Source organism: Saccharothrix hoggarensis (assembly GCF_042678885.1).
Classification (GTDB): domain Bacteria; phylum Actinomycetota; class Actinomycetes; order Mycobacteriales; family Pseudonocardiaceae; genus Actinosynnema; species Actinosynnema hoggarensis.
This window is the reverse complement of the sequence record NZ_JBHTLK010000318.1, coordinates 1-6,332: the sequence shown is the minus strand read 5'-3', so window position 1 is coordinate 6,332 and position 6,332 is coordinate 1. Positions and strand designations below refer to the sequence as shown.

The 6,332-nt window shown below is 70.0% G+C and carries 9 protein-coding genes; all 9 read left to right on the top strand.

The features are described from left to right. Positions 1-357: hypothetical protein (locus ACFQ3T_RS33490; protein WP_380729657.1), on the top strand; the 357-nt coding region annotated here is incomplete at its 5' end. Positions 358-507: 150 nt separating this feature from the next. Beyond that, complete coding sequence (locus tag ACFQ3T_RS33485) at positions 508-819, top strand: WXG100 family type VII secretion target (protein ID WP_380729655.1); 312 nt, start codon at positions 508-510, stop codon at positions 817-819. Between the two features lie 81 nt (positions 820-900). Continuing rightward, on the top strand, positions 901-1,188 hold the full coding sequence (locus ACFQ3T_RS33480; RefSeq protein ID WP_380729653.1) for a WXG100 family type VII secretion target: 288 nt from the start codon (positions 901-903) through the stop codon (positions 1,186-1,188). 320 nt (positions 1,189-1,508) lie between these two features. Beyond that, positions 1,509-1,952 (top strand): 50S ribosomal protein L13, encoded by a 444-nt coding sequence (rplM, locus tag ACFQ3T_RS33475; protein ID WP_033436749.1) that lies wholly within the window; start codon positions 1,509-1,511, stop codon positions 1,950-1,952. Beyond that, entirely contained in the window at positions 1,949-2,551 is a 603-nt protein-coding gene (gene rpsI / locus ACFQ3T_RS33470; RefSeq protein ID WP_380729651.1) for a 30S ribosomal protein S9, read from the top strand. The genes rplM and rpsI overlap by 4 nt, the downstream gene beginning before the upstream one ends. A 142-nt stretch (positions 2,552-2,693) precedes the next feature. Next, positions 2,694-4,028: a phosphoglucosamine mutase gene (gene glmM / locus ACFQ3T_RS33465; protein ID WP_380729649.1), complete on the top strand. Its 1,335-nt coding sequence runs from the start codon at positions 2,694-2,696 to the stop codon at positions 4,026-4,028. Positions 4,029-4,049: 21 nt separating this feature from the next. Then, positions 4,050-4,514 carry a hypothetical protein gene (locus ACFQ3T_RS33460; protein WP_380729647.1) on the top strand — a complete coding sequence of 155 codons (465 nt, stop codon included), beginning with the start codon at positions 4,050-4,052 and terminating at the stop codon, positions 4,512-4,514. A gap of 205 nt (positions 4,515-4,719) precedes the next feature. Next, the gene (locus ACFQ3T_RS33455; protein WP_380729646.1) at positions 4,720-5,013 is read left to right on the top strand and encodes a hypothetical protein; all 294 of its coding nucleotides are present in this window, start codon (positions 4,720-4,722) and stop codon (positions 5,011-5,013) included. A 4-nt stretch (positions 5,014-5,017) separates the two neighbouring features. Next, positions 5,018-6,332, top strand: a 1,315-nt coding sequence (locus tag ACFQ3T_RS33450) for a hypothetical protein (protein ID WP_380729644.1), incomplete at its 3' end; no start/stop codon positions are given.

Genomic DNA, 6,332 nt, shown 5'->3' with positions numbered 1-6,332 from the left:
CTGCGCGCGGCGGCCGCCGCCGGCGCGAAGACCGCGGCCCAGCGCGACCGCAACCGCGAGCTGGCCGAGCAGGCCCGCGCCCGGCAGGTGAAGCCGGACCGCAACGCGCCGACGTCCGAGGACGTGCGGCGGGTCGCCACCGGTTTCCGACAGCACCGCGGCCTCCCCGTCGAGGACCTGCCGCCCGCCGCCGAACTGCTCGCGCCGGAGAAATCGCGCGAGCAAACGGACGCGAATGCAAATGAAGCCCCGCCTCGACCCGTGCTCGGTTCCCGCGCGGTGGCCGGCCCGAGTGGCCAACTGCCCCCCGAACGTGGCGATGACGAGGACTTTTCGCACGCGCGAATCCTCTACTGACCGCGGTTCCGCACCCGGTGCGTTTACAACCGCAACGACTTCCCGAGAAGTCGCGACAGTGCGGAACCGCCCGTGGCATGGTCTGCGTCGTAAGAGGCGTACGAACCAAGTACGGACGCCTGAACGCTACGACCAAGGGGGTCGCACCCAATGTCTGGTTACGCAACCGGAATTCCGGAGCTCCAGAACGCCGCCAAGGACATCATGTCCACGAACGAGGCCGTCCAGGGCACCCTGAACAACCTCCGCAACACCATCGACTCGGTGAGCGGCGCGTGGAAGGGCTCGGCGGCGGACGCGTTCAACAAGCTCATGGAGCGCTTCAACGACGACGCGGCCAAGCTGCAGGAGGCCCTCGTCTCGATCGCCGAGCAGATCACCGGCACCACGCAGACCTACGTGCAGCAGGAAGAGGAGCAGGCGCAGGAGATGTCGCAGATCGCCGGTCGTCTCGGCGGCTGATCCAGCGATTTCCTTTTCGCTCGCCCCCTGTTTCACCGCATTTGACCCAATTGTCTCGGACTTGAGTTTCAAGGGGAATCCATGAACGACATGATCAAGGTGAACTTCGCGGCCCTCGCCACGGCCGCGGGTGACATCGCCTCCCAGGCCAACCAGGTGCAGCAGGCCCTCGACGACCTGAAGAGCCGCATCGACCCGGTCATCGCCCAGTGGGAAGGTGCCTCGTCCGGCGCCTACGCCGAGGCGCAGGCCAAGTGGAACACCTCGGCCGCCGACCTCCAGCAGGTGCTGGCCTCCGTCGGCGCCGCGGTCGCGTCGGCCAACGACGCCTACAACGCCGCCGAGCAGAAGAACAGCGCGCGTTGGTGAACCGCGTCACTCTCGTGTGACCCCTCCGCGGGCCCCGGAATCCTCGAGGATTCGGGGCCCGCGCACGCGTTTCCAGCCGGCCCAGGCCGGTCGTGGACCGGTGGACGACGGGTCGAGGGACGGCTCCCACCACGGTTTCACCGGGTTCGGGAGGGGCCGTTTTGACCCGCCCCGACCCCAACCGGTATCTTCCTACGTTGTTGTGCGGTAACTGGTGCGCACTGTGCGTACCTCGTGTTCTGGTCCTCTGCCCACCTGGGGTCTCTGGCCTGAGCAGCCGCCGCAATGACCCCAGACGCAAGTGACGACGAGGTAGACCCGTGCGCACGTACAGCCCGAAGCCCGGCGAGGTGACCCGAACCTGGCACGTGATCGACGCCCAGGACGTGGTGCTCGGTCGGCTCGCCACCCAGGCCGCGACGCTGCTGCGCGGCAAGCACAAGCCGACTTACGCCCCACACGTTGACACCGGTGACTTCGTCATCGTCATCAACGCGGACAAGGTGGCGTTGACCGGCAAGAAGCGTGATCAGGAGTTCGTGTACCGGCACTCCGGTTTTCCGGGCGGCCTGAGCCAGCGCTCGTTCGGCGAGGTGCTCGACACCCGCGCCGACCGGCTGGTCGAGAAGGCGATCAAGGGCATGCTGCCCAAGAACCGCCTCGGCCGCGCGATCGCGGGCAAGCTCAAGGTCTACACGGGCCCGAACCACCCGCACGCTGCGCAGCAGCCGCAGCCGTTCGAGATCAAGAAGGTCGCCCAGTGACCGAGCAGCAGACCGAGGACAGCGACGTGACCACCCCTGAGGCCGAGCTCGACACCGTCGAGACCGACGTCGTCGAGACCGAAGCCGCCGTGGCCGAGGCCCCCGAGGCCGAGGCGGAGACCCCGGAGGCGGAAGCCACCGAGGCCACCGAGGCCGAGGTCGTCGAAGAGGCGCCCGCGCCCGTCGTGCGGCACACCCTGAACGCGGGTGCGCACCACCTCGCGCAGACCGTCGGCCGCCGCAAGCAGGCGATCGTCCGCGTGCGGCTCCTCCCCGGCACCGGCAAGTTCACCCTGAACGGGAAGTCCCTCGAGGACTACTTCCCGAACAAGGTGCACCAGCAGCTCATCCGCGAGCCCCTGGTGACGACGGAGAAGCCGGAGACGTTCGACGTCATCGCGAACCTGCGTGGCGGCGGCACCACCGGCCAGGCCGGCGCGCTGCGCCTCGCGATCGCGCGTGCGCTGATCGCCGTCGACTCCGAGGACCGCCCGGTCCTGAAGAAGGCCGGCTTCCTCACCCGTGACCCGCGGGTCAAGGAGCGGAAGAAGTACGGTCTGAAGAAGGCCCGCAAGGCGCCTCAGTACAGCAAGCGCTGACCTTCACCCGGTACAGCGAGCACGATCCTGCGGGAGCAGTCAGTTCTTCGTCGAACTGCTGCTCCCGCAGTCTTTTTTCCCGATAGTCCGGTCGTCGGCGCCGTCGGCGTCCGGTCGGTTCACCATGGAGGTCACGGCGATCATGGCTCGGCTGTTCGGCACCGACGGCGTACGCGGTCTCGCCAACGCGGACCTGACCCCGGAACTCGCGCTGTCCATCGCCGCGTCGGCGGCACGCGTGCTGGCCGAGCACGACCGCTCGCACCGCCCGGTCGCGGTGGTCGGCCGCGACCCGCGGGCCAGCGGCGAGATGCTGGAGGCGGCGGTGGTGGCCGGCCTCACATCGGCGGGCGCGGACGTGCTGCGCGCGGGCGTGCTGCCCACCCCGGCGGTCGCCTACCTGGTGTCCGCGCTGGGCGCCGACGTCGGCGTGATGATCTCCGCCTCGCACAACCCCATGCCGGACAACGGCATCAAGCTGTTCGCCGCGGGCGGGCACAAGCTCCCCGACGCGGTCGAGGACGAGATCGAGCAGAAGATGGGCGTCCGCGACCACCGCCCGACCGGCGCCGGCATCGGCCGGGTCCGCGACGTCGAGGACGCCGAGGGCCAGTACGTGCAGCACCTCGTGAAGGTCACGCCGCACCGCCTGGACGGCCTGAAGGTCGTGGTGGACTGCGCGAACGGCGCCGCGTCCGTGGCCGCGCCCGACGCCTACCGCCGCGCCGGCGCCGAGGTGGTCGAGATCCACACCGCGCCCGACGGCCTGAACATCAACGACGACTGCGGCTCGAACCACGTCGCGAAGCTGCGTGCCGCGGTGGTCGAGCACGGCGCGGACCTGGGCATCGCCCACGACGGTGACGCGGACCGCTGCGTCGCGGTCGACGCCGACGGCAACGACCTCGACGGCGACCAGGTCATGGCCGTGCTGGCGCTGGGCATGAAGGAGAACGGCGAGCTGACCGACGACACGCTGGTCGCCACCGTGATGAGCAACCTCGGCCTGCACCTGGCCATGCGCGAGCACGGCATCACGCTGAAGACGACCGCCGTGGGCGACCGGTACGTGCTGGAGGAGCTGCGCGCGGGCGGGTTCGCGCTGGGCGGCGAGCAGTCCGGGCACGTGATCCTCCCGGCGCACGCCACCACCGGCGACGGCCTGCTGACCGCGTTGCGGCTGATGTCGCGGATGGCGGAGACCGGCCGGCCGCTGGCCGAGCTGGCGGGCGTGATGCGCAGGCTGCCGCAGGTGCTGATCAACGTGGTCGTCGCGGACAAGGCGGCGGTGGCGAAGGCCGCGGCGGTGAACGAGGCCGTGGCCGCGGTGTCGGCGGAGCTGGGCGAGACCGGTCGCGTGCTGCTGCGGCCGTCCGGCACCGAGCAGCTGGTGCGGGTCATGGTGGAGGCCGCCACCCACGAGCTGGCCGAGTCCGCCGCGCAGCGGTTGGCCGGTGTGGTTTCCTCGGTGCGCTGACGCCGATCGGGGGGTGTGCCGGTGATCATCGGACCCAGGACGCTGCTGATCGTCCTGTTCGTGCTCGTGGTCGGCGTGGTGGGGCTGGTCGTGGTGTCCACGAAGAAGGCGCGGGCCAGGCAGCAGCAGGGCCACCCGTACCCGCCGCAGGGGCCGCCGGGCTACGGCCCGCCCCCACCCGGTCACGGCGCACCTCACGGCGCACCTCACGGTCCGCCCGCACCCGGTCACGGTCCGCCGCAGCCGGGTTACGGCCCACCTCATGGCCAGCCGGGCCAACCGCAGCCGGGCTATGGGTCGCCGCAAGGTCAGCCGGGCCAACCGCAGCCGGGTTACGGCCCGCCGCAAGGTCAGCCGCAACCGGGTTATGGGCCGCCCCAGGGCCGGCCGGGCTACGGCGCACCCCAGGGTCAGCCCGGCCCGCCGAATCACGGGCCGCCGCAAGGCCCGCCCGGCCAACCCGGTTACGGCCCGCCGCCGCGGTGACGTGCCGCCGTGGTGACGTGCCGGCGTGGGTCGCGGAATCGTGAGCGATGTCCCCCGGACGTGCCGGAAAGTGGCGAAGGGTGGTTTGCTCGGGCAACCGCAATTCGCGGTTCGCGCACTGCGGGCCGGTTCGAGCCGGCACCCTGTTCGCCGGAACCGGATCAGGCTTTCCGGCGTCTGATCCGGGAAGACGGGGAGGCATTCGATGGCGGGCTTCGGCGTTGGGCCGGGTGAACTCCAGAACGCTGCGAAGCAGTACGAGGACCACAGCGCGGACATCATCCAGCTGAAGAACTCCGTGACACCGGGGGTCGGCGCGGGTCAGGTGGGGCGCAAGTTCCGGGGCACCGAGACGAAGTACAAGGTCTACTTCGACCGCCTCCAGGCGAGCATGGAGACGTTCGGTCGAGAGGCGAGCAACGTCGCGCTGCGCCTGAAGGACGTGGCGAAGACGTACGAGAGCAACGAAGCCGCCACCAGCGACCAGTTCAAGGGGTGACCGGGTGGCCGACCAGAACGAGATCAAGCAGCTCCTCGACGACCCCAACGTCACGCCGGAGACGAAGAAGGAACTGGTCCGCGCGCTGGCGGGCGCCGGTGGCAGCGAAGAGGACGTGCGGCGCTACGCCGAGGCCAACGGCGTCGACGTGCCCAACGACCCCGGTTTCTGGCAGCACACGGGAGGTGTGCTGCTCGCGCCGGTGACCCTCGGCGGGAGCGTCGCGTTCAACGCGGGGCAGGAAGCGCGCCACGGCTCGTGGACGGTGGAGGGCGGCGAGGCCGACAAGCTCGTCGGCAAGGCCAAGGAAGAGCGCGAGCTGGGCAGCACGCAGAAGGTGCTCAACGAGACGGGCGACTTCCGCACGTCCGACGAGCTGCTGGACGCCGGGGCGCCCGGCCTGCGGTTCTTCGAGAAGTTCATCCCGATCTACCAGCAGGCGGCGCCGCTGGCCGGTCACAACGGCCAGGCGCCCGACCTCAGCACGTACGTCTACCGGAACTACGACGAGGTCCGCGAGATCGACTTCGGCAAGTTCCGCGAAGACGCCGACAAGATCAACAAAGCGGTCGCGAGCCTCGACAACCACCAGAACGGGCTCGGCACGGCGTGGAACGGGCTCGCGTCCTGGGAGGGGCAGGCCGCGCAGGCCGCCAACCAGTACAACAGCAAGTTCCTCAACACCGCCGGCACGTTCATCCAGGACACCAAGAACGCGCCGGGAACCATCGTGACCGCTGTCGGCACGATGCAGCAGCAGGTCAAGGAGTACGCGCAGCACGTCCACGACATGTACTCCGAGCAGTGCGGCGGGCTGTCGGTGGACGAGGCGAACAAGCAGATCCGGATGGCCCGCGGCGACATCAACGAGAGCGACTTCAGCCTCGGCGACTGGTTCTCCGGCATCCCGGACATGCTCGTCGGCGGCGCGATCGGCATCGTGCTCGGCGGTCCGGTCGGCGGCGTCATCGGCCAGTTCATGGGGTGGGCGGACCACGCCAAGGAGGTCCGGCAGCGCCTGATGGACGAGGCCAAGCAGAAGCTGCGCGGCCTGTGCCAGGAGTTCGACACCAAGAAGCAGGCGTTCGACGGCTACTGCCAGGCGGTGCAGACCGGCGTCCAGAGCTCGTACGACACGATGTTCAGCCAGCTCGAAGGCCAGATCAAGGACCAGCCGTTCGGCCAGGTCGGCGACCCGCCCGCGTTCAGCGAGGACGGCGGCGCCCGGGACAAGGCCAAGGACCCCGGCGGCGGCACGCCCGGTGGCACCCCTGGCGGCGGCACACCCGGCGGCGGCACGCCCGGTGGCACCACCCCTG

What these genes read in the sequence shown, in the direction of transcription:
- ACFQ3T_RS33480 (WP_380729653.1), top strand. Translation starts at nt 901, where the DNA reads ATGAACGACATGATCAAGGTGAACTTCGCGGCCCTCGCCACGGCCGCG.
- ACFQ3T_RS33485 (WP_380729655.1), top strand. Translation starts at nt 508, where the DNA reads ATGTCTGGTTACGCAACCGGAATTCCGGAGCTCCAGAACGCCGCCAAG.
- ACFQ3T_RS33455 (WP_380729646.1), top strand. Translation starts at nt 4,720, where the DNA reads ATGGCGGGCTTCGGCGTTGGGCCGGGTGAACTCCAGAACGCTGCGAAG.
- glmM (WP_380729649.1), top strand. Translation starts at nt 2,694, where the DNA reads ATGGCTCGGCTGTTCGGCACCGACGGCGTACGCGGTCTCGCCAACGCG.